The sequence below is a fragment of the Microbacterium hominis genome, from assembly GCF_013282805.1.
Lineage (GTDB): Bacteria > Actinomycetota > Actinomycetes > Actinomycetales > Microbacteriaceae > Microbacterium > Microbacterium hominis_B.
Genome location: NZ_CP054038.1, coordinates 1878318 through 1903865 on the forward strand (window position 1 = coordinate 1878318; position 25548 = coordinate 1903865).

Below are 25548 nucleotides of genomic sequence, written 5' to 3' on the forward strand. Positions count from 1 at the left end.
CGCTCTGCGCTCCCCCCGGCTTCCGTTCGATTGGTTCTCCCGTGTCACAGACCTCGCCCTCCGACACCGCCGCACCCGCCGAAGGCGGCTACGACGCCTACGCCATCCAGCAGAAGTGGCAGTCGCGGTGGGCTCAGGCCGACCCGTTCCGCGCCGGCGGTGCGGACGACACGCGCCCGCGCAAGTTCGTGCTCGGCATGTTCCCGTACCCCTCGGGCGACCTCCACATGGGGCACGCGGAGAGCTACGCGTACGTCGACATCGTGGCGCGGTTCTGGCGCCATCGCGGGTACAACGTGCTCAACCCCATCGGCTGGGACTCGTTCGGGCTGCCCGCCGAGAACGCCGCCATCCAGCGCGGCGCGGACCCTCGCGCCTGGACATACGCGAACATCGACCAGCACAAGAAGAGCTTCCGGGAGTACGGCTCGTCGTACGACTGGTCGCGGATCCTCCACACCAGCGACCCGGAGTACTACCGCTGGAACCAGTGGCTGTTCCAGCGTCTCTACGAGCGCGACCTGGCCTACCGCAAGGAGAGCCCGGTCAACTGGTGCCCGAACGACCAGACGGTGCTGGCCAACGAGCAGGTCGTCGACGGCCGCTGCGAGCGCTGCGGCGCCGAGGTGATCAAGAAGAAGCTGACGCAGTGGTACTTCAAGATCACGCAGTACGCCGACCGGCTGCTCGATGACCTGAACCAGCTCGAAGGCTTCTGGCCGCAGAAGGTCATCCGCATGCAGCGGAACTGGATCGGCCGCTCGGTCGGCGCGGACATCGACTTCGAGATCGAGGGGCACCCCGAGAAGGTGACCGTCTTCTCGACGCGGCCCGATACGCTGCACGGTGCGACCTTCTTCGTGGTCGCCCCCGACAGCGACCTGGCCGCCGAACTGGCCGCGGGCTCGTCGGCCGAGGTGCGCATGCGCTTCCAGGACTATCTGGATGCCGTCGGCCGCGAGACGGAGATCGAGCGTCAGAGCACCGACCGTCCCAAGACCGGCGTGTTCCTCGAGCGCTACGCGGTCAACCCGGTCAACGGCGAGCGGCTGCCGATCTGGGCGGCCGACTACGTTCTCGCCGACTACGGGCACGGCGCCGTCATGGCCGTTCCGGCGCACGACCAGCGCGACCTCGACTTCGCCCGTGCATTCGACCTCCCGGTGAAGGTGGTCGTCGACACGACCGCCCCGATCACCGGCGCCATCCCCGTGATCGAGCTCGATGCCGAGGGCGTGCCGATCGATCCGGGCGTCGACGATGTCTCCATCGCTGAACTCGATCCCGCCAAGACGGGGATCGCGCTGACCGACGATGGGCGCATGATCAACTCCGGCCCGCTCGACGGGCTCTCCAAGCGCAACGCGATCGCCCGCATGATCGAGATCCTGGAGGCTGCGGGAACCGGCCGTGCGGCCAAGTCGTACCGCCTGCGGGACTGGCTCATCTCCCGTCAGCGCTTCTGGGGCACGCCCATCCCGATGATCCACACGGCCGATGGTGGAATCGTCCCCGTCCCCGAGGACCAGCTGCCCCTCACCCTCCCGGATGCCGCGGGCCTGGACCTGGCGCCGAAGGGCACGTCGCCTCTGGGGGGCGCGACCGAGTGGATGCAGACCACCGACCCCGCCACCGGCGAGCCGGCGCTGCGGGACCCCGACACGATGGACACGTTCGTCGACAGCTCGTGGTACTTCCTGCGCTTCCTCGCCCCGACCAGCGCCGACGAGGCCTTCCCGCCCCGCGAAGCGGACCGGTGGGCACCCGTCGACTCCTATATCGGCGGCGTCGAGCACGCGATCCTGCACCTGCTGTACGCGCGCTTCATCACCAAGGTGCTCTTCGACATGGGGCTCATCGATTTCACCGAGCCCTTCTCGAGCCTCATCAACCAGGGCATGGTGCTCCTCGACGGCTCGAAGATGTCCAAGTCGAAGGGTAACCTCGTCGAGTTCGCCAGCAGCATGCTCGACCCCGGCGCCGATGCGGTGCGCACCGCGATCGCCTTCGCCGGCCCGGTCGAGGACGACATCAACTGGGAGGATGTCTCGACCACGGGCGCCCAGAAGTTCCTCGCCCGCGCCTGGCGCGTCGCCTCCGACGTGACCAGTGCGCCGGATGTGATCTGGAAGGACGGCGACGGCGCCCTGCGCCGGGTGACCCACCGTCTCCTCGCCGATGCGCCGGGCCTGGTCGAGCAGACGAAGTTCAACGTGGTCGTCGCCCGTCTGATGGAGCTCGTCAACGCGACCCGCAAGGTCATCGACACCGGCGCCGGTCCCGCCGATCCCGCAGTCCGCGAGGCGGCCGAGGCCACCGCGATGGTGCTCGACCTGTTCGCTCCGCACACCGCGGAGGAGATGTGGGAGATCCTCGGCTACGACGAGTTCGTCGGGCTGTTCCCCTGGCGCTCGGCCGACCCCACCCTCCTCGTCGAGGAGTCGGTGACCGCGGTCGTGCAGATCGACGGAAAGGTGCGGGCCACGCTCGAGGTTCCGGCCCGCATCGACGGCGACGCGCTCGAGGCGCTCGCCCGCGCCGATGCGCGCGTGCTGCGTTCCCTCGGCGACCGCGAGATCGTCCGCGCGGTGGTGCGTCCCCCGAAGGTGGTCAGCTTCAGCACGCGCTGAGCCTCCTCCCCAGATCCGATCGGGGCACGATCCGTCCACGGGCGTGCCCTGACGACGGATGGGCACGTGCGATCCCCCTAGCGTGACCGTGTGACCGCCGCCGCCGAATCGGGTGCTGCGCGCCGGCTCGGCCTGGGCGCCGCCGTCGTGCTCGCCCTCGGCGCGCTGGCGATCACGATCGGCATCGGCGTGATCCGCGGCGCGACCGCCCCCGTCGAAGAGGTCGTGCTCGCGACCCCGGCCACCACCGCGGCTGCGGCACCGGAGGCGCCCGCAGCGATGTACGTCCATGTCTCGGGCGCGGTGCGCGAGCCGGGTCTGTACGTCGTGGCCGCGGGGGCCCGCGTGGTCGATGCCATCGCGGCGGCGGGCGGATTCGCCGACGACGCCGATGAAGCGGCGGTCAACCTCGCTCGAGCCGTGGCCGACGGCGAGCAGCTGCACGTGCCCGTCCCCGGCGAGATCGTGCGGACCGCGCCGGATGGGGCCGGTGGAGGCGCGGCCGGCTCGGGCCTCGTGAACCTCAACACGGCGGACGCGGCGGCCCTCGACACGCTGCCGCGGATCGGCCCCGCCCTCGCCGCGCGCATCATCGCATGGCGCGACCAGAACGGGCCGTTCGCGAGCGTCGACGACCTGCTGGCCGTGCCGGGGATCGGGGAGCAGATCGTCGAGGGCCTCCGCCCAGCCGTGACGGTGTGAGGTGGGGCTCCGGCGTCGACTGCGCATGACTCCGGTGGCGGCAGCCGCCTGGCTTTCGGCCGGGGTGGCTACGGCCCTGCCGCACGCGGCGCCGATCATCGCGGTGGCGACATGGCTGGCCGCTGCCGCGTGTCTGCTGGTGGTGGCGCTGCGCACCCCGACCCGCGCCGGCGCTCGGAGCGGCATGCTCGCGGGGGTCGTCGTGATGGTCTCCCTGGCCGCCGCCGCGGCGGCCGCCTCCCACGTCGCGCTCGCGTCGCCCGTGCGGGAGGCCCTCGCTCTTCACGCCGGTGAGGGCGCACGTGCGGTCACGGTCGTCGCCACCGTGGTGGGCAAGGTCGAGCGGCGCGCCGACGGATCCCTCGCGTTCGACGCGCGCGCCGAGTCGGTCACGGTGGGTGCGGCGAGCCGCGCCGTGGGCGCGGAGATCGTGGTGCGCGTCGACCCGGACGACGTCGTGGGCGGGGCGGATCTCGAGGTCGGAGCGGTCGTGGAGGCGGCCGGCACCGCGCGCACCGGGTCGCCGGGGGAGCGCGCGGTGATCGTCGTCTGGGCCTCCCGCGGGGTGAGCGTGATCCGCGTACCCCAGGGTGCGGTGGCGACGGCGGCCGCGCTGCGGGCGGGGCTGCGCGCCTCCGCCGCCGGACTCCCGCAGCCGGGCGCAGGGTTGCTGGCCGGGCTCGCGGTAGGGGACACCGCCGACGTCGACCCGGCGCTCGACGAGGCGATGAAGGCGTCCTCCCTCTCGCACCTCACCGCTGTCTCCGGTGCGAACTGCGCGCTCGTGGTCGCTCTCGCGTTCCTGGCGACGGCGGCGTGCGGCGCCGGCAGGACCGTACGGGTCGTCGTGGCATCGGCCGCCCTCGCAGGCTTCGTGGTGCTCGTCACACCCGAGCCGAGTGTCGTCCGTGCCGCAGCCATGGCCGCGACGGGGATGATCGGCGTGCTCATCGGCCGCACCGGGGCGGGGATGTCGCTGCTGACGACGGCGGTCGCCGTCCTCCTGATCGCGGATCCGTGGTTGGCGGGGTCGCTGGGATTCGCGCTGTCGGTCGCGGCGACCGCCTCGCTGCTGCTGTTCGCGAGGCCGCTCGCCGAAGGCCTCGGAAGACTCCTGCCTCGGGCGCTGGCCCTGGCGATCTCGGTGCCCTTGGCGGCTCAGCTCGCGTGCGGACCCCTGCTGGTGCTGATCGCCCCCACCGTGCCTGTCTACGGGGTGGCGGCGAATATGATCGCCGCCCCGGCCGCGCCGGTGGTCACGGTCGTGGGGCTGCTCGCGTGTCTGAGTGGTCCGTTCGCGTGGCTGCAGGACGGCCTGACGGCCCTCGCCTGGGTGCCTGCGGCGTGGATCGCGGCCACGGCGACGGTGACCGCGGATCTTCCCGGCGGCACGCTGCCGTGGCTGGAGGGCTGGGGTGGGGCTGTGTTCCTGGGCGCGGTGGGCGCCGGCATCGGCGTGCTCGTGGGTCTGCGTGCGACGACCCGCGGTCGACGCGCCGCACGTGGTGTGCTCGGCGCGGTTCTCGCCGGCGTGCTCGGGGTGGCTCTCGGCGCGGGTGCGCTGCACGGGTGGGCGGGGCGGCTGGCGCTGCCTCGGGACTGGGTCGTCCTGGCGTGCGACGTCGGTCAGGGCGACGCGGTCCTGGTGCGCTCGGAGGACGCGATCATGCTCGTCGATACCGGTCCCGATCCCGCCGCCCTCGACGCCTGCCTCGCGAGGGCAGGGATCGCCCGGATCGATCTGCTCGTCCTCACCCACTTCGATCTCGATCACATCGGGGGAGTGGATGCCGCGCACGGCCGTGTGCGGGAGGTGATCCACGGCCCGCCCGATGAGGCGGGGGCGCAGACGCTGGCGCGGCTGCGCGAGGCCGGTGCGCACACGACCGAGGTGTCCGCGGGGGCGCAGGGCGGGCTGGCCGGCGCGCGGTGGCGGGTGCTCTGGCCCCGCGCGGGCGACCGCGCGTTCCCGCCGGGCAACGACGCGAGTCTGGTGCTGGATGTGCGCGGCGGCGAACTTCCGCCGATCCTTCTGCTGGGCGATCTGTCGGCATCACCGCAGCGTGCCCTTGCAGCGACGGCAGCGGGAATCGCTCCGCCGTACGCGCTGGTCAAGGTCGCCCATCATGGCAGCGCCGACCAGGCGGCTGCGCTGTACGAGGAGGCCGCGCCCGCCGCGGCTCTGGTGACGGTGGGAGCGGACAACCGGTACGGCCATCCCCGGGCCGAGGCGCTTGCGATCCTGCAGCAGGCGGGCGCATCGATCGCGCGCACCGATCGCGACGGCGCAGTCGCCTACTCCCGGGACGGCGGGGTTCTCCGCGTCTGGCGCGAGCACGCCGCCGCCGACGGCGTCGGCGGCGCTGGGTAGGGTGGATGCATGCCTTCCGCGCCACGTCGATCCTCGCCGGCCGCGCCGAAGAGCACGATCCCGCAGCTGTCCTGGCGTCGCCCCGAGCCCGCGCCGATCGTGCTCGTCTCGGGCCCGGAGGAGGTCTGCGCGGAGCGCGCGATCGGCGGGGTGCGCGATCGGCTGCGGGCCGAGGACGCCAGTCTGGAGGTCACCGATCTGCGCGCCGACGACTATGCCCCGGGCACTCTTCTGGCGGTGACATCGCCGTCGCTGTTCGGCGAACCCCGCCTGGTGCGGGTGTCGGGCGTGGAGAAGTGCTCGGATGCCTTCCTCGCCGAGGCGCTCGGCTACCTCGCCGCCCCTCAGGACGGCGCCACCGTGGTGCTGCGGCATACGGGTGCATCGGTGCGGGGAAAGAAGCTGCTCGATGCGATCCGGGCAGGACAGGGCAGCGGAGTGGAGATCGCCTGCCCCGCCGTCAAGCGCGATTCGGATCGCTTCGACTTCGCGGCCGGAGAGTTCCAGTCGGCCGGCAAGCGCATCGCGCCGGCCGCGCTGCGTGCGCTCGTCTCCGCCTTCGCCGACGACCTGACCGAACTCGCCGCGGCGTGTCAGCAGCTGATCGCGGATGTGCCGGCCGACATCACCGGAGAAGTGGTGGATCGGTACTACGGAGGTCGGGTCGAGACATCCGCGTTCACGGTCGCCGACATCGCGATCGCGGGCCGGTACGGCGAGGCGCTGGTCTCGTTGCGCCACGCGCTGGCTTCCGGGGCAGACCCCGTCCCGCTCGTCGCGGCCATCGCCTCCAAGCTGCGGACCATGGCACGGGTCGCGGGCACGCGTGAGCCCTCGCGAGCGCTGGCGTCGCGCCTGGGCCTGAAGGATTGGCAGGTCGATCGGGCACGTCGTGATCTGTCCGGATGGTCCGAGACCTCGCTCGGCCTGGCCATCCAGGCCGCCGCGCAGGCAGACGCCGAGGTCAAGGGCGGCTCGCGCGACGCGGTGTTCTCCCTCGAGAAGCTCATCACGGTGATCGCGACCCGGCAGCCGTACGGCTCCTGACGCGCAGCGGACGACGCCGCAGATGGGCCTCGGTGAGACGAAGAAGGTCCGCCCCGAGGGGACGGACCTTCTTCGATGTGCGGGCTCAGCTCAGAGAGCGGCGACCTGCTTCGCGATGGCCGACTTGCGGTTCGCGGCCTGGTTCTTGTGGATGACGCCCTTGCTGACGGCCTTGTCGAGCTTCTTCGACGCCTTGGTCAGTGCCTTCTCGGCAGCGGCCTTGTCACCGGCGGCGATGGCCTCGCGGGTGCGGCGCACCTCGGTCTTCAGCTCGCTCTTGACGGCCTTGTTGCGCTCGCGCGCCTTCTCGTTGGTCTTGTTGCGCTTGATCTGCGACTTGATGTTCGCCACGTGTCGACGTTCTTTCGTTCGGTGTGAATCGGATTGAGTTGCCGGTCGGCGAGAGAGGGGCGCGTTCCGGCGGTCGTGAGGGCGAACCCACACGCAAGCCAAACAAGGATTCTATCAGGTCCGCTCGCATGTCGTGATCGCGACGTCGAGCAGCGCGTTGAAGACCGCCGGCCGCATGGCCGACACGAGGTGGCTGGTACGCGGCACCACGATGAGCTCCGCGTGCGGTGCGACGCGCTGGAACAGCCGCTCGTTGACGCGCAGCTGATCGTACTGGCCGTTGATGAACCACAGCGGCACCTCGATCCGACCGAGCGCCGCGAGCAGGTCCAGGACCGACAGGCTCCGCAGCGCCTCGTCCTGGATGTCGAACGCGTATCCGCCGGCTCCGAAGTCTGATCGGGTCTCCGCGGGGAGGGTGCGGTCGAGCACGAAGTCCGTCAGCCACATGCCGCGGTCGGGCAGGGCGTCGAAGCCTCGGGCGAGGGCGCGGTAGGCCGCCAGTCCGAGACCGCGGGGGACCGCGGTGCACGATGCCGCGATGAAGCCGGCGATCGGGGGCGGATCCTCGCGTCCCACGAAGGCGATCGAGAGCAGGCCGCCCATCGAATGCCCTGCCAGCACGACGGGGCCGCGGGTGGCGGCATCCTGCACCGCACGGTCGATGGTGGCGAACGCCTCGTCGAGGGTGAACGGCTCTCCCCGGCGCGTACCGTGCCCGGGGAGGTCCACGGCCACCGCGGGGGTGCCGCGCGCCGAAAGGTGCGCGAGCTGGGCGCGCCACATGGTCGCGGACGTGCGGATCCCGTGCACGAGGACGACCTGGACGACCACGATGTCAGGGTAACGGGCGCCGGGCGGACCGTACGATGACGCCATGCCCGCTCTTGCGCCCCACGTCGCGCGGATGCCGGGTTCGGGAGTGCGGCGCATTCTCGAACTCGCCCTCCAGCGCCCCGGAACGATCATCCTCGCCGTGGGCGAGCCGGGTGAGATCGCAGAGCCCGCGGTGCGCGGTGCCGCCGCCGCCGCGTGGCGCGCCGGAGAGGTGCGCTACACGCCCAACGGCGGCATCCGGCCCCTGCGCGAGGCCATCGTCGCGAAGCTCGCCGCCGAGAACGCGCTCCACGTCGATCTCGAGCAGGTGTGGGTGACGGTCGGCGCGACGCAGGCGCTGCACATGGCCATGGCCCTCACGCTCGCGCGCGGCGACGAGGTGCTCGTCCCCGACCCGGGCTACACGACGTTCACCATGAACGCGCATCTGCTGCAGGCGGTGCCGGTTCCGTACGCGCTGCATGCCGAGCACGGATTCCGCCCCGACATCGCGGAGCTCGACGGGCTCGTCACCGAGCGCACGCGTGCGCTGATCGTGAATTCGCCGTCGAACCCGCTGGGTGCGACCTTCGACGCCGCGACCATGCGCGCGCTGCTGGAGCTGTGCGCGCGGCACGATCTGTGGCTCATCAGCGATGAGGTGTACGAGCGGTTCGCGTACGGCACCCCGCACGTGAGCCCCGCTGCGCTCGACGGCGACGGCCGCGTGCTGTCGGTGTTCTCGCTTTCGAAGTCGCACGGCCTCACGGGAGCGCGCGTGGGATGGCTGGTCACCCCGCCCGGGTGGCGACCGACGATGCTGCGGGTGCAGGAGTCGCTCGTCTCGTGTGTCGACGCGCCCGCTCAGCGGGCGGCGGTGGCCGCGCTCACGGAGGGGCAGTCGGCCGTGGAGCGCGCCGCGGAGCACTACCGGCGCAATCTCGAGGCGGCCTCGGCGGCGCTGACGGCGAGGGGGCTGCGCCACCACGTGCCCAGCGGCGCGTTCTACCTGTGGATCGACGTGTCGCACGTATCGGGGGACGACGTCGCGGCGTGGTGTGAGCGCTTCCTCGACGAGAGCGGCGTGGCGGTGGCGCCGGGATCGGCCTTCGGCGCGAGCGGTGAGGGCTGGATCCGCGTGTGCGCGGCGAGCGATCGGGCGGACCTGCTGGAGGGGATCGGACGACTCCCGGCGCCCGCGCCGACCGCGGCCGGGCGCACCGAGCACACAGGCGCGCACCCGTAGAATCGACGGGACATGTCACCGCGCGCCCTCCAGCCCCTGCAGCCGTCCGCGACCCCGCCCGAGCTGATCCGCAACTTCTGCATCATCGCCCACATCGACCACGGAAAGTCGACGCTGGCCGATCGCATGCTGCAGATCACCGGCGTCGTCGCCGACCGCGACATGCGTGCGCAGTATCTCGACCGCATGGACATCGAGCGCGAGCGCGGCATCACCATCAAATCGCAGGCCGTCCGCATGCCGTGGTCCACGGCCGAGGGCACGTACGCGCTCAACATGATCGACACCCCTGGGCACGTCGACTTCACGTACGAGGTGAGCCGGTCGCTCGCTGCCTGCGAGGGCGCGATCCTCCTGGTCGACGCCGCGCAGGGCATCGAGGCGCAGACCCTGGCGAACCTGTACCTGGCCCTCGAGAACGACCTGCAGATCATCCCGGTCCTCAACAAGATCGACCTCCCCGCCGCGGATCCCGAGAAGTACGCCGCCGAACTCGCCAATCTCATCGGCGGGTCACCGGACGACGTTCTCCGTGTGAGCGGGAAGACCGGCATGGGCGTCGAGGAGCTCCTCGACCGCATCGTGGAGCGCATCCCCGCGCCGACCGGCAACGCCGACGCGCCCGCCCGCGCGATGATCTTCGACTCGGTGTACGACTCGTACCGCGGTGTCGTCACCTACGTCCGCATGATCGACGGCAAGCTCGAGCCGCGCGAGCGCATCCAGATGATGTCGACGCGCGCGACGCACGACCTGCTCGAGATCGGCGTGTCGAGCCCTGAGCCGATCCCCACCAAGGGTCTGGGCGTGGGCGAGGTGGGATACCTCATCACGGGTGTGAAGGACGTGCGGCAGTCCAAGGTCGGCGACACCATCACCACCCACCGCAAGCCCGCGTCGGAGGCGCTCCCGGGCTACACCGATCCCAAGCCCATGGTCTTCTCGGGGATCTACCCGATCGACGGCAGCGACTACGCCGATCTGCGCGAGGCGCTGGACAAGCTGAAGCTGTCGGACGCGTCGCTGCAGTACGAGCCGGAGACCTCGGTCGCCCTCGGATTCGGCTTCCGGTGCGGGTTCCTGGGACTGCTGCACCTGGAGATCATCACCGAGCGCCTGGCGCGCGAGTTCGACCTCGACCTCATCACGACCGCGCCGTCGGTGACCTACGAGGTGAACACCGACACCGGGGAGACGGTCACCGTGACCAATCCGAGCGAGTACCCCGACGGGCGCGTCGCCGAGGTCTCGGAACCCGTCGTGAAGGTCGGCATCCTCCTGCCCAAGGACTACGTCGGCACCGTCATGGAGCTGTGTCAGTCCCGTCGCGGCTCGCTGCTGGGAATGGACTACCTGAGCGAGGACCGCGTCGAGCTGCGCTACAACATGCCGCTCGGCGAAATCGTGTTCGACTTCTTCGACCAGCTCAAGTCCAAGACGCAGGGCTACGCGAGCCTGGACTACGAGCCGGCCGGCTCCCAGACGGCTGATCTCGTGAAGGTCGACATCCTCCTGCAGGGCGAGAAGGTGGATGCCTTCAGCTCGATCGTGCACCGGGACAAGGCCTACTCGTACGGCACCATGATGACCGAGCGTCTGCGCAAGCTCATCCCTCGCCAGCAGTTCGAGGTGCCCATCCAGGCCGCGATCGGCGCTCGCATCATCGCGCGCGAGAACATCCGGGCGATCCGCAAGGACGTGCTGGCGAAGTGCTACGGCGGTGACATCACGCGCAAGCGCAAGCTCCTCGAGAAGCAGAAAGAGGGCAAGAAGCGCATGAAGATGGTCGGCCGCGTCGAGGTCCCCCAGGAGGCGTTCATCGCGGCTCTCTCGGGCGATGTCGAGGGCAAGGACAAGAAGTAGGCGGGCGCTCTGATCGAGCACCCAGGCGACGTCGTTAGGCTGGAGAGATGCGCCGCGGGACCTTCAAGGATGAGACGGTCGACTATGCCGCGGTCGGGGCGACACAGGCACCCGACCTCATGCAGTATCCGCCGGAGCGCAGCCTCCCGGCCCAGGACTCCTGGCGGATCGGCAGCGGCGAGTCCCGCTTCCACAGCGCCGGGGAGGCGCTGCTGTCGTGGGGTGCCCAGCGTGGCGCCGGTCTGCAGCTGACCGATGTCCGGCCTGCGTCCGGTCCGATGTACTCCGGCGTCAGCTTCGACGAGGAGGGCAAGCCGGTCGCCCCGAGTCGCAACGACGCCGACCTCCGCTACGACGCCGACGGCACGCCGTTCGTCGGCGCGGGTACCACTGTCGAGGTCGAGGGCCGGGTCAAGGGCATGAAGGCGGATGCCCAGCTGCGCGTCATCTTCGCCGTCGAGGAGCCTCGCCGCATCGGGTTCGCGCTCGGCACCGTCGGCGGATCGGTCGTCTCCGGCGAGGAGTCCTTCATGATCGAGTGGTACGAGAACGACGAGGTCTGGTTCACCGTGCGCGCGTTCGACGCCCCCGCCGCCTTCCTCTACCGGCTCCTTCCCGCCCTGGTCCGCCGGCGCCGTCGGGAGCTGTTCACGCGGTACCTGCGCGCGATCTCTCCGCTGTACGCGACGCCCGCGTGAGCCTCTGATGGGTGCGTCCCTGCCCCTGGGCGAACCGGCGCCGTCCGACGGCGCCCTGCCGGGCGACGCGTCGATCGATCCCGCCACCCCGTTCAGCGCCTATCTGCACGTGCCCTTCTGCCGGGTGCGCTGCGGCTACTGCGACTTCAACACCTACACGTCGGGTGAGCTGCGCGGCGCGCGGCAGGACGAGTACGCCGCCACGCTGCTGCGCGAGGTCGAGCTGGCCGCCGGGGTGCTCGGGGACGCCGGCGGGCTGCGCGCGGCATCCACCGTGTTCTTCGGCGGAGGTACGCCGACGCTCCTGCCGGCGGGAGATCTCGCGCGCATGCTCGGCGGAGTCCGGGAGGCGTTTGGCGTCGCGGCGGGGGCCGAGGTCACCGTCGAGGCCAACCCCGACACGGTCACCGACGCGGTCGCCGACGAACTCGCCGCGGCGGGGGTGACCCGCCTGTCGATCGGGATGCAGTCCGCGGTTCCGCATGTGCTGGCGGCGCTGGACCGCACGCACGATCCGGCGGCCGTCGCGGTTGCGGTAGCCGCGGCACGCCGCGCGGGTCTGGACGTGAGCCTGGACCTCATCTACGGCGCCCCGGGCGAGTCGCTGGTCGACTGGGAGCGTTCGCTGGAGGTCGCCCTGGGGCTGGAACCCGACCATGTGTCCGCCTACGCGCTCATCATCGAGGACGGCACCAAGCTCGCCCGGCAGATCCGACGGGGGGAGGTGCCGGCACCCGACGACGACCTGCAGGCGGACATGTACGAAGCGGCGGATGCCGCCCTCGCGGCGCACGGCTACGAATGGTACGAGGTCTCGAACTGGGCGCGCTCCGCCGGGCAGCGCTCGCGCCACAACCTCGCGTACTGGCAGGGCGCCGATTGGTGGGGATTCGGTCCCGGCGCCCACAGCCACGTGGCGGGCACCCGATTCTGGAACGTCAAGCATCCTGCGGCCTATGCGCAGCGGCTCCGGGCGGGAGAATCGCCGGCGGCGGGCCGGGAGCGGCCGGATGCCGCCAGTCGGCGCCTGGAGGCCGTGCTGCTGCGTTCGCGCATCCGGGAGGGCCTCGCGATCTCGGACCTGGGCGACGACCGCCGTGCCGCCGTCGCCGGGCTCATCGCCGACGGGCTCGTGGACGGGCCGTCAGCGGTGGCGGGGAGGATCGTGCTGACGCTGCGAGGCCGACTGCTGGCGGATGCCGTCGTGCGGGCCCTGACGGACTGATGAGGGGCCGACACGCACCGCCTCCGGGCGCAGCGTCCCACGGCCGGCGGTAATATTGGCACTCGACCGACATGAGTGCCAGTATGCGAACGAGGAGGGACGATGGTCAGCGAACGAGGACTGCAGGTGCTGCGGGCGATCGTCCAGGACTACGTCGACACCCGTGAGCCGGTGGGCAGCAAGGCGATCGTCGAACGCCACGCCTTCGGCGTGTCGGCCGCCACGATCCGCAACGACATGGCGCTGCTCGAAGACGAGGAGCTCATCGCCGCTCCGCACACCTCGTCGGGCCGGGTTCCCACCGACAAGGGCTACCGGGTCTTCGTCGACCACCTCGCACAGCTGCGGCCGCTGACACCTGCGCAGCGGCAGGCCATCGCGGCGTTCCTGGAGGGGCCGGGGGACCTCGACGACGCGCTGGCGCGCACCGTCCGCGTCCTCTCCCAGCTGACCGGCCAGGTGGCGCTGGTCCAGTACCCTTCCTTCGCCCGCGCGAACGTCACCCACGTCGAGCTCGTGCCGCTGGGCGGCGGGCGGATGATCGTCATCGTCGTCACCGACACCGGCCGCGTCTCGCAGCGGGTCGTGTGGGTGCGCGCGGAGCTCGATGAGTCCGACACCGCGCGGATGCGCGCCGAGATCGGCACCGTTCTGGTCGGCCGATCGGTGCGCGAGGGCCTGCACCGCATCGCCGAGCACCAGGCGGCCTCGCCCGCCTCGCCGGGCGAGCTGCGCCTGGCCACCGAGGCCGTGCTGCGGGTGGTGGCCGAGGAGCTCGAGGACTTCCGGCAGGACCGGCTGGTCATGGCGGGCAGCGCCAACCTCGCCCGACGCGAGGCCGACTTCCGCGGCAGCATCTATCCGCTCCTCGAGGCGATCGAGGAGCAGGTGACCCTCCTGCGCCTCATGGGCGAGATGGTCGCCGACGAGCAGGGGCTCGCCGCCAGCATCGGACGCGAGAACGAGCAGTTCGGCCTGTCCGAGGCATCCATCGTCACCAGCGACTACGACGCGCCCGGGGCGCATGCGCGGGTCGGGGTCCTGGGGCCCACCCGCATGGACTATTCGAGCAACCTCGCAGCGGTGCGCGCCGTCGCCCGCTACCTCACGCGGCTGCTCGACGAAGACGACCAGGGTCGCTGAGGCGACTCGAGGACATGATCCGCGCGGGGCGCGGACAGGAAGGCGAAAGTGGCTGACCACTACGAGGTGCTGGGAGTCTCGCGCGACGCATCGCTCGACGAGATCAAGAAGGCCTATCGGCGACTGGCGCGCCAGCTCCACCCGGACGTCAATCCCGGCGAGGAGGCTGCGGAGCGCTTCAAGCTCGTCACCCACGCCTACGACGTTCTGAGCGACACCGAGCAGCGCGCCCGCTATGACATGGGCGGCGGCGACTCGCCGTTCGGCGGCGCGGGCGGATTCGGCGGATTCGGCGACATCTTCGAGACCTTCTTCGGGGCCGCCGGCGGCGGCGGTCGCGGCGCGCGGCCTCGTTCGCGGCGCGAGCGCGGGCAGGATGCGCTGGTGCGCGTGACGCTCGACCTCGGCGACGTCGTGTTCGGAGCCCATCGCGACATCGAGGTCGACACCGCCGTGCTGTGCGAGACGTGCGACGGCTCGTGCTGCCAGCCCGGAACCTCTCCGGTCACGTGCGACATCTGCCACGGAACCGGTCACGTGCAGCGCCAGGTGCGCAGCCTCCTCGGCAACGTGGTGACCTCCCAGCCGTGCAACGTGTGCCAGGGGTACGGCACGACGATCCCTTACCCGTGCGCGACCTGCCAGGGCCAGGGACGGGTCCGGGCGCGCCGCACGGTCTCCCTCGACATCCCCGCCGGCGTCGAGACGGGTCTGCGCCTGCAACTGCCCGGCTCGGGCGAGGTCGGTCCCGCCGGCGGACCGAACGGCGACCTCTACGTCGAGGTGTCGGTCACCCCGCACGACGTGTTCAGCCGCGACGGCGACGATCTCCTCGCGACGATCGACGTGTCCATGCCCGATGCGATCCTCGGCACCACCACGACGATCGAATCCCTCGACGGGCCGGTGGAGCTGGAGCTTCGCCCCGGCGTGCAGGCCGGCGACGTGCTCACGATCAAGGGCCGCGGCATCACGCCGCTGCGCGGATCCCAGCGCGGCGACCTGAGGGTCGGGGTGCACGTGGTGACGCCCACCCGCCTGGATGCCAAGGAGCGCGCGCTGATCGAGGAGTTCGCGCGACGCACCAAGGCTCCCGCCCCTCGGCTGGCCGAGTTCCACCAGGGTCTGTTCGCCAAGCTCCGCGACCGGTTCCGCAGCAGCTGAGATGGCCCTCCACTTCGTCGACGCGGGCATCGCAGGGGCAGGGCCCGGTGATGTCGTGACCCTCACCGGCGCGGAGGCCCACCACGCCGCCGCGGTGCGCCGGGTGCGCGTCGGGGAAGCGGTCACCGTGGGCGACGGCCGCGGCATCTGGCTCACGGGCGAGATCGAACGGGTGGAGCCGCGCGAGGTGCTCATCCGGGTGACCGCGCGCGAGGAGGTGCCGCCGCGGACGCCCCGGCTGGTTCTCGTGCAGGCGCTCGCCAAGGGCGATCGCGATGAGCTCGCCATCCAGGCCGCGACCGAGCTCGGCGTCGACGAGATCGTGCCGTGGCAGGCGGCTCGCAGCGTGTCGCGGTGGGACGCCGCGAAGGCGCGCAAGGGTCGCGAGCGGTGGGCGACGATCGTGCGGGAGGCCGCGAAGCAGGCCCACCGGTCGTGGACGCCGGAGGTCGCGGAGCCGCTCGGCACGGCGGACATCGCCGCGCGTGCCGGACGCAGCCGGGTCATCGTGCTCGAGCCCACCGCGGAGGCACGCCTGTCGGAGATCGATCTCGCCGCCGACGACCCGCGCGACATCGTGCTCGTCGTCGGGCCGGAGGGCGGGATCGCGCCCGAGGAGCTCGCCCGACTGTCCGAGGCCGGGGCGGAGGCGGCGCGTCTCGGCGACGAGGTGCTGCGCACCTCGACCGCCGGCCCCGTGGCGCTGGCGGTCGTCAACGTCGCGCTCGGGCGCTGGTGAGGCCCGGCCGCGGCGCCGGGCCGCTGGCTAGACTGAGACCATGAGCGAGCCCAGCGTGTTCACACGCATCCTGAACGGCGAGATCCCCGCGGAGATCGTCGCGGAGACCGAGAACGTCGTCGCGATCACGGACATCGCGCCGCAGGCGCCCGTTCACGTCGTCGTCTTCCCGCGCTCGGCGGACTATCGCGATGTGGTGGAGCTGGCGGCAGGAGACCCGGCGCTGCTCACCGAGATCGTCGGGCTGGCGGAGTCCGTCGCCGAAGATCTCGCCGACGGCGATTTCCGGCTGGTCTTCAACCGCGGCGCGGGTGCCGGTCAGACGGTCTTCCACGTGCACGCGCACGTCCTCGCCGGCGGACTGAAGGAGTCGAGCGTCGGTGCCTGACGAACCCGCAGTGGAGCGCGTCTTCGCAGACGGCGTGGCCATGGTCCAGCTGCTCGGACCGCAGGACCGCCTGTTGCGCGTCGTCGAGAAGGAACATCCGGGTGTCGACGTGCACGTGCGCGGGAATGAGATCACCCTCACCGGTGAGGCGGCGGCGGTGGCAGCGGCGCGCGCGCTGGTCGACGAGCTTCTGGCGATGACGAAGGCGGGCCACGCCCTCGGCGAGTCGGATGTGTCCTCCTCGAGCCGCATCCTGCGATCGGAAGGCGGACCGCGACCGTCCGAGGTGCTCGGCGAGGCGATCCTCTCCTCGCGCGGGAAGGTGATCCGCCCGAAGACCCTCGGCCAGAAGGCGTACGTCGACGCGATCGAGGAGAACACGATCGTGTTCGGGATCGGCCCGGCCGGTACCGGCAAGACCTACCTCGCTATGGCCAAGGCGGTGCAGGCGCTGCAGCGCAAGGAGGTCAGCCGGATCATTCTCACGCGGCCGGCCGTCGAGGCGGGGGAGCGGCTCGGATTCCTCCCGGGCACCCTGACCGACAAGATCGACCCGTACCTCCGGCCGCTGTACGACGCGCTCAACGAGATGATGGACCCGGAGCTCGTTCCCAAGCTCATGGCGACCGGCACGATCGAGGTCGCGCCGCTCGCGTACATGCGCGGCCGCACTCTCAACGACTCCTTCGTCGTGCTGGACGAGGCCCAGAACACCACGCCCGAGCAGATGAAGATGTTCCTCACGCGCCTCGGCTTCGGCACGCGCATGGTCGTCACCGGCGACATCACGCAGATCGACCTGCCGCAGGGAGCATCGGGCCTGCGCCTGGTGACGCGTGTGCTGGGCGAGATCGACGACATCCACTTCTCGTACCTCACCAGTGACGACGTGGTGCGCCACACGCTGGTCGGGCGCATCGTCGACGCGTACAGCGAGTTCGACGAGCGGAGACTGACCGCCCGTCGGGAGCGCGACGAGGCCACCGAATTCGCCAATCGCGCCGAGCGGCGCGCCGCCTCGCGGCCGGCGGGCCCGCGCGATCACCTTCCCAAGCGAGGACGCTCATGACCATCGAGATCAGCAACGAGTCCGGCATCGCGGTCGACGAACCCACCCTGCTGCGCCTCACCGAGAACAACTTCGCCGAGCTGCACGTCAGCCCGGACGCCGACGTCGCGATCCTGCTGGTCGACGAGGGCGCGATGGAGGCGCTCCACGTGCAGTGGATGGACGAGCCCGGCCCCACCGACGTTCTGAGCTTCCCGATGGATGAGCTGCGCCCGGGCACCGAGGACCAGCCGACCCCGCCGGGGCTCCTCGGAGACATCGTGCTGTGCCCGCAGGTGGCCGAGACCCAGGCCGTCGCCGCCAAGCACTCCACCATGGACGAGCTCATCCTCCTCACCACGCACGGACTGCTGCACCTGCTCGGCTTCGATCACGCCGAGCCCGAGGAGGAGCGCGAGATGTTCGGACTGCAGAAGGAGCTCATCGCCTCCTTCCACGCGTCCGAGCGACGTCGACGCGCATGACCGCGGCCTTCCTCCTGATCGCCGCCGGCCTGCTGCTGGCCTTCGGCGCCCTGATGGTGGCCGTCGACGCCGCACTCGCGGTGACCTCGCGCGCCGACCTCGCGGAGCTCGCCGACGGCGCGCGCAGCGAGACCTCCCTCGATCGCATCGCCGACGACCCGGAGGCGCACGCGAATGCGGTCGTCTTCATCCGGGTCCTGGCCGAGACGACCGCAGCGGTGCTCGTGACGGTCGCGGCGACGATGATCCTCGACAACATCTGGTGGGCGATGCTCGCCGCCGCCGTGTTCATGACCGGCATCTCCTACGTCGTGGTCGGCGCGAGTCCGCGCAACGTCGGCCGTCAGCACGCGAAGGGCCTGCTGCGGGCCACGGCGCCGGTCGTGCGCGGCGTGCGCATCCTCCTCGGTCCTCTCGCGCACGGCCTCGTCGTGCTGGGCGGGCGGCTGACCCCCGGAGTGTCGCGTGGCTCCTCATTCGCCTCGGAGGAGCAGCTGCTCAGCATCATCGACGAGGCCGCCGAGAACGAGCTCATCGAGCAGGACGACCGGGAGCTGATCCACTCGGTGTTCGAGTTCACCGACGCATACGTGCGCGAGGTCATGGTTCCCCGCACCGACATGGTCACAGTGGATGCCTCGGCGACGACCCGCGATGCGATGGCGATCTTCCTCGAGAAGGGCGTGTCGCGCATGCCGATCGTCGACGATGACGCCGACGACGTCGTGGGTCTGCTCTATCTCAAGGACCTCGTGCAGTTCGGCTTCCGCGACGAGCACGGCTGGCGGGATGCCCCGATCACGCGGATCGCTCGTCCGGCGGCCTTCGTGCCCGAGTCGATGAAAGCGGAGACCCTGCTCCAGCAGATGAAGCGCGAAGCCGTGCACGTCTGCATGGTCGTCGACGAGTACGGCGGGGTCTCCGGCCTCGTCACCCTCGAGGACCTCATCGAGGAGCTCGTCGGCGAGATCGTGGACGAGTACGACCCCCGCGGAGACGAAGTGGTCGAGATCGAGTCCGGGCGATTCCGCGTGAGCGCGCGGATGGGCCTGGACGAGGTGGGAGACCTGTTCGGCCTCGAACTCGATGACGAGGACGTCGACTCCGTCGGAGGCCTGCTCGGGAAGGCGCTCGGACGCATCCCGCAGCCCGGGGCGACCGCCGAGTACGCCGGATTGATCATGACCGGGGGCGCTTCGCGCGGTCGCGGTCGCCTGGCGACCGTCATCGTCGAGCGCGCCGCGGTCCCTGAACCGGCGGACGACGTCGATGCGCGTCACCCGCGCACCGGCGAGATCCGCATTCCCCGCCCGCGCAACGGGGAAGGGCGTGCCGCCCGTCCGCGCACCGGCGAGGTGCGCACTGCCAAGAAGGGTTCCGAATGACCACCGATTCCGCCCGTTCCGGGTTCGTGACCTTCGTCGGTCGCCCGAACGTGGGCAAGTCCACCCTGACCAACGCCCTCGTCGGAGAGAAGGTCGCGATCACCAGCGACAAGCCTCAGACGACCCGGCGGGCGATCCGGGGCATCGTGAACCGTCCTACCGGTCAGCTCGTGATCGTCGACACCCCGGGCCTCCACAAGCCCCGGACGCTCCTCGGTCAGCGGCTGAACGATCTCGTCGAGCAGGTTCTCGGCGATGTCGACGTGATCGGCTTCTGCGTTCCGGCTACCGAGAAGGTGGGGCCCGGCGACCGCCGCATCGCCGAATCGCTCGACGGCTACGCTCGCGCGAAGAAGGTCGCCATCGTCACCAAGACCGACGCCGCCGCGCGCGACCAGGTCACCGAGCGCCTTCTCGAGGTCGACGCGCTGCGCGAGGACTGGGCGGCCGTGATCCCGCTGTCCGCGCTCACCCGCGACCAGCTCGACGTGCTCACCGACGAGCTGCTCGCCATGATGCCGGAGGGCCCCGCCCTGTACCCCGAGGGCGTCGTCACCGACGAGTCCGATGAGGATCGGATCGCCGAGATCATCCGCGAGGCCGCGTTGGACGGCGTGCGCGACGAGCTTCCGCATTCCATCGCCGTCACCGTCGACGATGTCGAGGGGCGCGAGGACGGATCGCTCATCGACATCCACGCCAGCATCGTGGTCGAGCGCGACAGCCAGAAGGCGATCATCATCGGGCGCAAGGGTTCGCGCCTGAAGGACGTGGGCATGAGGGCCCGGGCTCAGATCGAGCCCCTGGTGGGGTCGAAGGTGTTCCTCAAGCTCCACGTGCGCGTCGCGAAGGAATGGCAGCGCGATCCGAAACAGCTCGGGCGCCTGGGCTTCTAGGGGTCAGGGGAGTTCGCGCAGGGCCGAACGGACGACCACCGCTCCCGCGCCGAAGTCGGCATCGGCGGCCCGCTGCCAGGTGCCGTCGTCCCACACCACGTCGATCCAGAGCCAGCCGTCGGCGACGGCGGAGCTGAGGAAGTCGTCGCCGAGGAGGTCGGGCACCTCGTCCTGTGCCGCCGCCAGGATGGCCGGGTCCCCGACGCCGGCGACCCCCGCGGTCGGGTCCTCCGCCATCATGGGGTCGTAGAGTGCGAGCATGATCGGCGGGCCGGTCACCGTGAACGTCTCGCCGTCGTAGTCGCCCTGCACCGCGTATGCGCCCCACCTGGTGTCGCCGCTGGTCTCGGCGCCCTCGAGGCCCGCCCACTCCCAGCCCTCCAGCGGAATTCCCGCGCACTGGGGCGGATACGACTCGGCGACCGCGCCCAGGCAGAGCTGGATCCGCCCTCCCGCATCCAGGACCGTGCCCTGCGCGATCACCGCGCCCTCCGGCGGGTTCGGATCCGTCGTGCCCAGCGTGCGCGGCACGTCGGCGGCGGGCGACGATCCGGGCGCCGAGGCGCCGGGTGTCGCGCACGCGACAGCCGCCCAGGTCGTGGCGCCGAGGAGGAGGACGGACAGGAAGGCACGAGAACTCCGCATACCTGTCATGTGTCGGCGCCGCCGGGATCGTCTCGCCCGGCCTGCGCGCGGGCTGGTACCATCGACGCATGCGTGCACGCTCGCTCCTTCTTAGCTGCCGCGACGAGGCCTCGATCTAGGGCCTTCCTCGTCGCGGAGCTCGTCGTCGGCCCGTCCATCCAGGCGTAGACATCCAGACGTGAGAAGAGCGACATCATGAAGAACACCCAGAAGCCCTCGGGCATGCCGATCCGCAAGTATCGGCCGTTCCACGAGCAGATCTCCGTGCATCTGCCCGACCGCACCTGGCCCGCGCAGCGCATCACGACCGCACCCCGCTGGTGCGCAGTCGACCTGCGCGACGGCAACCAGGCGCTCATCGACCCGATGAGCCCCGAGCGCAAGCGCATCATGTTCGAGCTGCTCGTGCAGATGGGCTACAAGGAGATCGAGGTCGGCTTCCCGAGCGCGAGCCAGACCGATTTCGATTTCGTCCGACAGCTCATCGAAGAGAACCTGATCCCCGACGACGTCACCATCCAGGTGCTGACCCAGGCCCGCGAGCATTTGATCGAGCGCACCTACGAGTCGATCGCCGGCGCGAAGCAGGCCATCGTGCATCTCTACAATTCGACGAGCGTCCTGCAGCGGGAGGTCGTCTTCCGCACCGACAAGCAGGGCATCATCGACATCGCGCTGGAGGGCGCGCGGCTGTGCCGCCAGTTCGAGAAGCGCATCCCCGAGACGAAGGTCTTCTACGAGTACTCGCCGGAGAGCTATACGGGGACCGAACTCGAGTTCGCCGTCGACGTGTGCAACCAGGTCATCGAGATCTTCGAGCCGACTCCCGACCGCAAGGTGATCATCAACCTGCCCGCGACCGTCGAGATGGCCACCCCCAACGTCTACGCCGATTCGATCGAGTGGATGAGTCGGCACCTGGCGCACCGTGAGAACGTCATCCTGTCGCTGCACCCGCACAACGACCGCGGCACGGCCATCGCCGCGGCCGAGCTCGGCTACATGGCGGGCGCGGACCGTATCGAGGGATGTCTGTTCGGCAACGGCGAGCGCACCGGCAACGTCGATCTGGTCGCGCTGGGCATCAACCTGTTCACCCAGGGGATCGACCCGCAGATCGACTTCAGCGACATCGACCAGATCAAGCGCACCGCCGAGTACTGCAACCAGCTGCCCGTCCCCGAGCGCAGCCCCTGGGCCGGCGACCTCGTGTTCACCGCGTTCAGCGGCTCCCACCAGGACGCGATCAAGAAGGGCTTCGAGGCCATGGACGCCCGGGCTGCGGCGGCCGGCGTGTCGGTGGACGAGATCGACTGGGCGGTTCCCTACCTGCCGATCGACCCCAAGGACCTGGGGCGCTCCTATGAGGCCGTCATCCGAGTGAACTCCCAGTCCGGCAAGGGCGGGGTCGCCTACCTCCTCAAGACCGACCACGCCATCGACCTGCCCCGCAAGCTCCAGATCGAGTTCTCGGGGGTCGTGCAGGCCAAGACCGACGCCGAGGGCGGCGAGGTGACGAGCGACCAGATCTGGGCGATCTTCACCGACGAGTACCTGCCGTCGCAGGTCGCCGACGAGCGCTGGGGACGGTTCGAGCTGCTGTCGACCCGCACCCAGAGCGACATGTCGGGCGATGTGCTGCTGGAGATCTCGCTGCGCGACGGCGACGACCGCGTCTCGGCCTCGGGGCACGGGAACGGTCCGGTGGCCGCATTCCTGGAGATCGTGCGGGCGCACGGATTCGACGTCGTGCTCTACGACTACGTCGAGCACGCGCTCAGCGCGGGTGGAGACGCCCAGGCGGCCGCCTACGTGGAGCTGCAGGTCGACGGCGAGCGTCTGTGGGGCGTCGGCATCGACGGCGACATCTCGACGGCATCGCTCAAGGCGATCGTGTCCGGCGTCAACCGCGCCATCCGCACCCGCGAGCACGCGGGCGCCCTCGCGGGGGTCTGACACCTTTCCCGAGGTGGTCCCGATCGCGGCTACGGCTTGACGATCGGGATCGCCCTCGTCTCGACGGCGACCTTCCGTCGGTAGAGCGCGCGCTGCTCGGGCAGCGAGATGTCGAAGATCACGGCCAGAAGCCGCAGCAGCGTGGTCACGCCGATGCCGGCGAGGGCGGCGACGACGAGGTCGGCGCCGAAGAAGTGCGCGGTGGCGACCACCACGCATCCTGCGCCGGCGGCGACCGCGTAGAGCGATCCGACGTGCATGATCGCCACGGGCAGACCCATGATCATGTCTCGGAGGATGCCGCCGCCCACCGCGGCGCACACCCCGACGAATACGGCGGGAACGAGCGGCAGTCCCAGCACGAGCGCCTTGCTCGTTCCGAAGGCGCCGAACAGGCCGATGACGACGGCATCCAATCCGACGATCAGGGCGTTGAGCCGCTGGAAGAGGCCGGCCAGCAGCATCCCGATCAGGGCGGCGACCGTCGCGGTCAACAGGTACCAGTTGTCCTGCAGGGTGACCGGGGTGACGTTCAGCAGGAGATCGCGGATCAGTCCGCCGCCCATCCCCATCACGATGCCGATGATCGCCACGCCCAGCAGGTCCAGGCGCCGCTGGCCGCGGAAGCCGGACGCGAACAGGGCACCCTGGATCCCGCCGAGTCCGACCGCGACGAGGTCGGCCCACAGGGGGATCACGAAGATCGGCTCATCCACCTTCCCATTCTCGCCGTGCGGGCGGTGCGCCGCGGGAGCATCGCCGTCGGCGTCTAGGCTGACACTGCCCCCGGGCCCGATCGCACGGGCCGCAGCGATCGGAAAGGGCCTGACCCGATGGACGCAGACGCAGGCGTCGTGCTCGGCATCGTCGGTGGAACAGGGATGGAGGGCGCGTTCGACCAGTGGGAGGAGCGCGTCGAGGTCGCCACCCCGTTCGGCGATCCGTCGGCGCCGGTGGCCATCGGCCGCGTGCGCGGGCGGCGCGTCGCGTTCCTGCCCCGCCACGGCGGCGCGCACTCCCTGCCTCCGGGTCGCGTGCCGTATCGGGCCAATCTGTGGGCGCTGGCGTCGCTGGGGGTGCGCGCGGTGGTGTCGTCCGCGGCGGTCGGCTCGCTCGATCCGCGCTTCCCGCCCGGGAGCCTGGTGCTGCCCGATCAGCTCCTCGATCGCACCCGGCGCCGTGTCGACACCTACTTCGACGGCGAGGCCGGCGACGAGGGGCCGGTGCGCCATCTGCCGCTGGCCGACCCGTTCTGCCCGGTGCTCGCGGCCGTCGCCCGCGAGGCGGTGCCCGCGGCGCGTGCGGGAGCCACGGTCGCCGTCATCGAGGGGCCGCGCTTCTCCACGCGGGCGGAGTCGCGCGCTCTGCGGGCGGCCGGCGCCGACCTCGTGAACATGACCCTCGCCCCGGAGGTTCCCCTCGCCGCCGAACTCGGCATCGGCGTCGCCACGGTGTGCGTGGTGACCGATATGGATGCCGGCGCCGACGCCGCGGATCAGGAGCGGGTCGACGCGGCGAAGGTGTACGAGCGCTTCGCCCGCGCGCTTCCGCGCGTGCTGTCGGCACTCGAATCGGTGATCGAGGCGATCCCGGCCGACTACCCCGGCCGGGAGCTGCTCGATCCCGACGCGCGCGCGCAGGTGCTCGCCCGTCCGACGAGCGCGCGGGGGCTCCGCGGGTGAGCGTCGTGCTCGTCACCGGCGGCGCCGGCTTCATCGGGTCGGCGATCGTGCGTGCGGCGCTCTCCCGCGGCCGGCGCGTGCGCGTGCTCGACACGCTCCGCTCCGACGTGCACACCGGCACCCCCGACCTTCCCGCGGGGGTCGAGCTCCTCCGCGCGGACGTACGGGACCGCGACGCGCTCGAACGGGCGCTCGAGGACGTCGAGGTCGTCTCGCACCAGGCCGCGAAGGTCGGTCTGGGCGTCGACTTCGACGACGCCCCCGACTACGTCGACACCAATGTCGGCGGCACGGCGGCGCTCCTCGCCGCGATGCGGCGAGGGGGCGTCGGTCGGCTGGTGCTCGCCTCATCGATGGTCGTCTACGGTGAGGGCGCGTACGAGGGGGCCGACGGGCGGAGCGTGCGTCCCGCACCGCGCCGCGTGGACGATCTGGCGGCGGGGCGCTTCGATCCGCGCGACCCCGCCACCGGCATCCCGCTGTCGCCGGCACTCGTGGATGAGGACGATGCGCCCGATCCCCGCAACGTCTACGCCACCACCAAGCTCGCCCAGGAGCACCTCGCAGCGAACTGGGCCCGGGAGACGGGCGGGCGGGTCGCGGCCCTGCGCTACCACAACGTCTACGGGCCGGGGATGCCGCGCAACACGCCGTACGCGGGGGTCGCCGCGCTGTTCCGCTCGGCGCTGGAGCGGGGCGAGGCGCCGCGTGTGTTCGAAGACGGCAGGCAGCGCCGCGACTTCGTGCATGTCGACGATGTGGCGGCGGCGGGCCTGGCCGCCGCGGAGTGGACCGCGCGCGCGGCGCCGTCGCAGCATCGCGCGTTCAACGTGGGCAGTGGGCGGATCACGACGGTGGGGGAGATGGCAGCCGCCCTGGCGGCCGCGTTCGGCGGTCCGGCCCCCGTCGTCACCGGGGAGTACCGGGTCGGCGATGTGCGGCACATCACCGCCTCATCGGCCCGGGCATACCGTGAGCTGGGATGGCGGGCGACCGTGCCCTTCACCGAGGGGATGACCTCCTTCGCGCACGCGACGCTGCGCCCCTGACGCCGCGGCGCGGGCGTCG

Annotated in this window: 23 protein-coding genes; 19 read left to right on the forward strand and 4 right to left on the reverse strand. The window is 71.0% G+C overall.

Translation table 11 applies throughout. The annotated features are described in order from the left end of the window. Window positions 1-41 precede the first annotated feature (41 nt). From leuS to holA, 4 genes are all read left to right on the forward strand, one after another. On the forward strand, window positions 42-2630 hold the full coding sequence (gene leuS, locus HQM25_RS08395; RefSeq protein ID WP_172989823.1) for a leucine--tRNA ligase: 2589 nt from the start codon (window positions 42-44) through the stop codon (window positions 2628-2630). A 90-nt stretch (window positions 2631-2720) separates the two neighbouring features. Then, window positions 2721-3332 carry a ComEA family DNA-binding protein gene (locus tag HQM25_RS08400; protein ID WP_254359626.1) on the forward strand — a complete coding sequence of 204 codons (612 nt, stop codon included), beginning with the start codon at window positions 2721-2723 and terminating at the stop codon, window positions 3330-3332. Window positions 3333-3357: 25 nt separating this feature from the next. Beyond that, window positions 3358-5703, forward strand: coding sequence for a ComEC/Rec2 family competence protein (locus HQM25_RS08405; protein ID WP_254359628.1), 2346 nt, complete (start codon window positions 3358-3360; stop codon window positions 5701-5703). A 9-nt stretch (window positions 5704-5712) separates the two neighbouring features. Then, the gene (gene holA / locus HQM25_RS08410; protein WP_172989825.1) at window positions 5713-6750 is read left to right on the forward strand and encodes a DNA polymerase III subunit delta; all 1038 of its coding nucleotides are present in this window, start codon (window positions 5713-5715) and stop codon (window positions 6748-6750) included. A gap of 90 nt (window positions 6751-6840) precedes the next feature. On the opposite strand, the gene rpsT is transcribed toward holA, so the two are convergent. Both rpsT and HQM25_RS08420 read right to left on the reverse strand, forming a co-directional pair. Next, window positions 6841-7101, reverse strand: coding sequence for a 30S ribosomal protein S20 (gene rpsT / locus HQM25_RS08415; RefSeq protein ID WP_172989826.1), 261 nt, complete (start codon window positions 7099-7101; stop codon window positions 6841-6843). A gap of 114 nt (window positions 7102-7215) precedes the next feature. Then, window positions 7216-7935: an alpha/beta fold hydrolase gene (locus HQM25_RS08420; RefSeq protein WP_172989827.1), complete on the reverse strand. Its 720-nt coding sequence runs from the start codon at window positions 7933-7935 to the stop codon at window positions 7216-7218. Window positions 7936-7978: 43 nt separating this feature from the next. Between HQM25_RS08420 and HQM25_RS08425 the strand changes: the two genes are divergently transcribed. The 12 genes from HQM25_RS08425 to era all read left to right on the forward strand — a co-directional run bounded on the left by HQM25_RS08425 (window position 7979) and on the right by era (window position 20197). Beyond that, on the forward strand, window positions 7979-9163 hold the full coding sequence (locus tag HQM25_RS08425; protein WP_172989828.1) for a pyridoxal phosphate-dependent aminotransferase: 1185 nt from the start codon (window positions 7979-7981) through the stop codon (window positions 9161-9163). Window positions 9164-9175: 12 nt separating this feature from the next. Beyond that, the gene (gene lepA, locus HQM25_RS08430; protein ID WP_172989829.1) at window positions 9176-11026 is read left to right on the forward strand and encodes a translation elongation factor 4; all 1851 of its coding nucleotides are present in this window, start codon (window positions 9176-9178) and stop codon (window positions 11024-11026) included. A gap of 47 nt (window positions 11027-11073) precedes the next feature. After that, complete coding sequence (locus HQM25_RS08435; protein WP_172989830.1) at window positions 11074-11724, forward strand: DUF1990 family protein; 651 nt, start codon at window positions 11074-11076, stop codon at window positions 11722-11724. A 7-nt stretch (window positions 11725-11731) separates the two neighbouring features. Beyond that, on the forward strand, window positions 11732-12949 hold the full coding sequence (hemW, locus tag HQM25_RS08440) for a radical SAM family heme chaperone HemW (protein ID WP_172989831.1): 1218 nt from the start codon (window positions 11732-11734) through the stop codon (window positions 12947-12949). Window positions 12950-13051: 102 nt separating this feature from the next. Beyond that, a complete protein-coding gene (gene hrcA, locus HQM25_RS08445; RefSeq protein ID WP_172989832.1) occupies window positions 13052-14092 on the forward strand; it encodes a heat-inducible transcriptional repressor HrcA in 1041 nt (346 codons plus the stop codon). A 48-nt stretch (window positions 14093-14140) separates the two neighbouring features. Next, the gene (dnaJ, locus tag HQM25_RS08450; RefSeq protein ID WP_172989833.1) at window positions 14141-15256 is read left to right on the forward strand and encodes a molecular chaperone DnaJ; all 1116 of its coding nucleotides are present in this window, start codon (window positions 14141-14143) and stop codon (window positions 15254-15256) included. Between the two features lies 1 nt (window position 15257). Beyond that, the gene (locus HQM25_RS08455) at window positions 15258-15995 is read left to right on the forward strand and encodes a 16S rRNA (uracil(1498)-N(3))-methyltransferase (protein ID WP_172989834.1); all 738 of its coding nucleotides are present in this window, start codon (window positions 15258-15260) and stop codon (window positions 15993-15995) included. 40 nt (window positions 15996-16035) lie between these two features. Next, on the forward strand, window positions 16036-16383 hold the full coding sequence (locus HQM25_RS08460) for an HIT domain-containing protein (RefSeq protein WP_172989835.1): 348 nt from the start codon (window positions 16036-16038) through the stop codon (window positions 16381-16383). 40 nt (window positions 16384-16423) lie between these two features. After that, complete coding sequence (locus tag HQM25_RS08465) at window positions 16424-17452, forward strand: PhoH family protein (protein ID WP_254359658.1); 1029 nt, start codon at window positions 16424-16426, stop codon at window positions 17450-17452. Continuing rightward, complete coding sequence (gene ybeY / locus HQM25_RS08470; RefSeq protein WP_172989837.1) at window positions 17449-17916, forward strand: rRNA maturation RNase YbeY; 468 nt, start codon at window positions 17449-17451, stop codon at window positions 17914-17916. The genes HQM25_RS08465 and ybeY overlap by 4 nt, the downstream gene beginning before the upstream one ends. Continuing rightward, window positions 17913-19301, forward strand: coding sequence for a hemolysin family protein (locus tag HQM25_RS08475; RefSeq protein WP_172989838.1), 1389 nt, complete (start codon window positions 17913-17915; stop codon window positions 19299-19301). Before ybeY ends, HQM25_RS08475 begins: the two co-directional genes overlap by 4 nt. Next, complete coding sequence (gene era / locus HQM25_RS08480) at window positions 19298-20197, forward strand: GTPase Era (RefSeq protein WP_172989839.1); 900 nt, start codon at window positions 19298-19300, stop codon at window positions 20195-20197. Before HQM25_RS08475 ends, era begins: the two co-directional genes overlap by 4 nt. 3 nt (window positions 20198-20200) lie before the next feature. Here the strand turns inward: era and HQM25_RS08485 are convergent, their stop codons facing one another. Next, window positions 20201-20842: a hypothetical protein gene (locus HQM25_RS08485; protein ID WP_172989840.1), complete on the reverse strand. Its 642-nt coding sequence runs from the start codon at window positions 20840-20842 to the stop codon at window positions 20201-20203. A gap of 195 nt (window positions 20843-21037) precedes the next feature. On the opposite strand from HQM25_RS08485, the gene leuA reads away from it, so the two are divergent. Beyond that, window positions 21038-22798: a 2-isopropylmalate synthase gene (leuA, locus tag HQM25_RS08490; protein WP_172989841.1), complete on the forward strand. Its 1761-nt coding sequence runs from the start codon at window positions 21038-21040 to the stop codon at window positions 22796-22798. Window positions 22799-22827: 29 nt separating this feature from the next. Here the strand turns inward: leuA and HQM25_RS08495 are convergent, their stop codons facing one another. Beyond that, window positions 22828-23514, reverse strand: coding sequence for a trimeric intracellular cation channel family protein (locus tag HQM25_RS08495; RefSeq protein WP_172989842.1), 687 nt, complete (start codon window positions 23512-23514; stop codon window positions 22828-22830). Window positions 23515-23631: 117 nt separating this feature from the next. Between HQM25_RS08495 and HQM25_RS08500 the strand changes: the two genes are divergently transcribed. Together HQM25_RS08500 and HQM25_RS08505 are read left to right on the forward strand one after the other, a co-directional pair. After that, entirely contained in the window at window positions 23632-24480 is an 849-nt protein-coding gene (locus tag HQM25_RS08500) for an MTAP family purine nucleoside phosphorylase (RefSeq protein ID WP_172989843.1), read from the forward strand. Beyond that, the gene (locus tag HQM25_RS08505) at window positions 24477-25529 is read left to right on the forward strand and encodes an SDR family NAD(P)-dependent oxidoreductase (protein WP_172989844.1); all 1053 of its coding nucleotides are present in this window, start codon (window positions 24477-24479) and stop codon (window positions 25527-25529) included. Before HQM25_RS08500 ends, HQM25_RS08505 begins: the two co-directional genes overlap by 4 nt. Window positions 25530-25548 lie beyond the last annotated feature (19 nt).

What these genes read in the sequence shown, in the direction of transcription:
- era (WP_172989839.1), top strand. Translation starts at nt 19,298, where the DNA reads ATGACCACCGATTCCGCCCGTTCCGGGTTCGTGACCTTCGTCGGTCGC.
- holA (WP_172989825.1), top strand. Translation starts at nt 5,713, where the DNA reads ATGCCTTCCGCGCCACGTCGATCCTCGCCGGCCGCGCCGAAGAGCACG.
- HQM25_RS08465 (WP_254359658.1), top strand. Translation starts at nt 16,424, where the DNA reads ATGGTCCAGCTGCTCGGACCGCAGGACCGCCTGTTGCGCGTCGTCGAG.
- HQM25_RS08460 (WP_172989835.1), top strand. Translation starts at nt 16,036, where the DNA reads ATGAGCGAGCCCAGCGTGTTCACACGCATCCTGAACGGCGAGATCCCC.
- HQM25_RS08425 (WP_172989828.1), top strand. Translation starts at nt 7,979, where the DNA reads ATGCCCGCTCTTGCGCCCCACGTCGCGCGGATGCCGGGTTCGGGAGTG.
- hrcA (WP_172989832.1), top strand. Translation starts at nt 13,052, where the DNA reads ATGGTCAGCGAACGAGGACTGCAGGTGCTGCGGGCGATCGTCCAGGAC.
- HQM25_RS08485 (WP_172989840.1), bottom strand. Translation starts at nt 20,842, where the DNA reads ATGCGGAGTTCTCGTGCCTTCCTGTCCGTCCTCCTCCTCGGCGCCACG.
- lepA (WP_172989829.1), top strand. Translation starts at nt 9,176, where the DNA reads ATGTCACCGCGCGCCCTCCAGCCCCTGCAGCCGTCCGCGACCCCGCCC.
- HQM25_RS08475 (WP_172989838.1), top strand. Translation starts at nt 17,913, where the DNA reads ATGACCGCGGCCTTCCTCCTGATCGCCGCCGGCCTGCTGCTGGCCTTC.
- HQM25_RS08435 (WP_172989830.1), top strand. Translation starts at nt 11,074, where the DNA reads ATGCGCCGCGGGACCTTCAAGGATGAGACGGTCGACTATGCCGCGGTC.
- HQM25_RS08500 (WP_172989843.1), top strand. Translation starts at nt 23,632, where the DNA reads ATGGACGCAGACGCAGGCGTCGTGCTCGGCATCGTCGGTGGAACAGGG.
- HQM25_RS08455 (WP_172989834.1), top strand. Translation starts at nt 15,258, where the DNA reads ATGGCCCTCCACTTCGTCGACGCGGGCATCGCAGGGGCAGGGCCCGGT.
- hemW (WP_172989831.1), top strand. Translation starts at nt 11,732, where the DNA reads ATGGGTGCGTCCCTGCCCCTGGGCGAACCGGCGCCGTCCGACGGCGCC.
- HQM25_RS08405 (WP_254359628.1), top strand. Translation starts at nt 3,358, where the DNA reads ATGACTCCGGTGGCGGCAGCCGCCTGGCTTTCGGCCGGGGTGGCTACG.
- leuA (WP_172989841.1), top strand. Translation starts at nt 21,038, where the DNA reads ATGAAGAACACCCAGAAGCCCTCGGGCATGCCGATCCGCAAGTATCGG.
- ybeY (WP_172989837.1), top strand. Translation starts at nt 17,449, where the DNA reads ATGACCATCGAGATCAGCAACGAGTCCGGCATCGCGGTCGACGAACCC.